Below are 2079 nucleotides of genomic sequence, written 5' to 3'. Positions count from 1 at the left end.
CGGTGAGCCCGGCCGCGCCGGACCGCACGCTCGGCCAGGCCGCCGTGACCGGCACCCGCGGGGCCGTGCTGCGGCTGCGGCGCTGGCTGCGCCGCCCGCTGACCTCGCTGCACCTGATCCTCGGCGTCTTCGGGCTGCTGACCCTGTTCGGGCTGGTGATGGTGCTGTCCGCGTCGTCGGTCGGCGACGGCTCGTCGTACTCGGTGTTCACCCGTCAGCTGATGTTCTGCGCGGTCGGGCTGGTCCTGTTCTACGTGGGCCTGCGGGTCCCCCCGCGTCGCCTGCGCGCCGCGGCTCCGGTACTGCTGATCATCGGCCTGGTCGCGCTGGTCCTGGTGCTGATCCCGGGGATCGGTGCGCTGCGCGGTGGCGCCCGGTCCTGGTTCGCGTTCGGCCCGGTCTCGCTGCAGCCGTCGGAGGGTGTGAAGATCGCGCTGACGCTGTGGGGCGCCCACGTGCTCGCCGCCCGCCGCGCCGTGATGCACCGCTGGAAGCACGCCCTCAACCCGGTCGTCCCGGTGACGCTGGTGATCTTCACGCTGCTCGTGCTGGAGCCCGACCTCGGTATGACGATCTCGGTCGGGATCATCATGCTCGCGCTGCTGTACTTCGGCGGCGCCCCGGTGAAGCTGCTCGCGCTGATCGCGGGCGGCGGCCTGGCCGGCGCGGTGATCCTCGGGCTGACCGCCGGGTACCGGGCCAGCCGGATCACGGCGTTCCTGTCGTCGTCGGCGGACCCGCTGGGCCCGGCCTACCAGGCGACGCAGGCGCTGTACGCGCTCGCCGACGGCGGCCTGTTCGGCGTCGGCCTCGGCCAGGGCCGGGCGAAGTGGGACTACCTGCCCAACGCCCACAACGACTTCATCTTCGCGATCATCGGCGAGGAGCTGGGCCTGGTCGGGGCGGGTGCGGTACTCGCGCTCTTCGCGACGCTGGCCTACACCGGCATGCGGATCGCCGCCCGCAACACCGACCCGTGGCTGCGGATCGTCGTCGCGACGTCGACGGCGGGCATGGTCGTGCAGGCGTCGATCAACATCGGGTACGTCGTGGGACTGCTGCCGGTGACCGGGCTGCAGCTCCCGCTGATCTCCTCCGGCGGTACCTCGCTGGTGGTGACCATGTTCCTGTTCGGGCTGCTCACGAACGCGGCCCGGCACGAGCCGGAGGCGGTCGCCGCGCTCCGGAAGGACGGGCAGGGGCGGCTGGCGAAGCTGCTGCGCCTGCCGTTGCCGCAGCCCTACCGCGCACCGGCACCGGTGTCGCGGTGGGCGGCGCGCTAGGGCGCTCCCACTCCGAGTGGGAGCGGACACGACGGACGACGCAAGGGGCACGAGAGCGTGACGGGTACGGATCAGACCGGCGGGAACGACGGCACCGGCTCGGGCCGGGAGCCCGGCCGGCGTCCGACCATGGGCGGCCGTGCTCCCGGGCCCCACGAGGTCCGGCCGGACGGTGTGGTCTTCGGTGGCCCGGACGGGGCGGGCGGCACGGGCGGCCGGCCGGGCTGGCCCACGGAGTACCCGTCGGGTGCCGACCTGTTCGATGCCTCCGCTGCTCCGGAGCCCCCGTCGGCGCAGGTCCCCGCGTCGCAGCCGTCCGTGGAGCCGGGTCCGCGTGGCCCGCAGCGGCTGCCCGGTACCGGGTGGGACCCGCACGCGCAGTCCCGCCGCCCGGACGCCCCCCGCAGCGGCGACGGGCCGCAGGGGACGAACGGCGTCGCGCACGGCGACCGCAGCGCGGCCCGGCCGGCGAACGGCGCCCCGCACGAGGGCCTCGGGCCCGACGGCGCCGACCGCCACGACGGCCCGCGGAACGGCATCGCGCGCAACGGTGCCGACCACCACGACGCCCCGCGCAACGGTGACCTGCGCAACGGCACCCCGCAGAGCGCCGCTCCGCAGAACGGTGCCCCCCGGAGCGGCGGCTCCCGGAACGGCGCCCCGCGCAACGGTGTCCCGCGCGGCGCTGCCGAGGGCGGGGACCAGGGCGCTCCGCAGGGCCCGAACGGCGTGTCCCACGGACCGGACGGCGTCGCCCCGGACGGTGGTCCGCGCGGCCTGGACGGCGCACCGCGAC

General features: G+C 75.6%; 1 protein-coding gene and 1 pseudogene. Both read left to right on the top strand.

Features of this window, described 5'->3' with window-relative positions; all coding sequences use genetic code 11:
* Nucleotides 1-1283 (top strand): putative lipid II flippase FtsW (gene ftsW, locus NH602_RS30440; protein WP_256496152.1); only part of this gene is annotated, 1283 nt, incomplete at its 5' end.
* A gap of 57 nt (nt 1284-1340) precedes the next feature.
* Nucleotides 1341-2079: pseudogene (locus NH602_RS30435) on the top strand (hypothetical protein); the annotation flags it as partial.

Source organism: Pseudonocardia sp. McavD-2-B (assembly GCF_024124365.1).
GTDB lineage: Bacteria > Actinomycetota > Actinomycetes > Mycobacteriales > Pseudonocardiaceae > Pseudonocardia > Pseudonocardia alni.
Note: the sequence above shows the minus strand (reverse complement) of the source record. Positions and strands in the feature narration are given on the sequence as shown.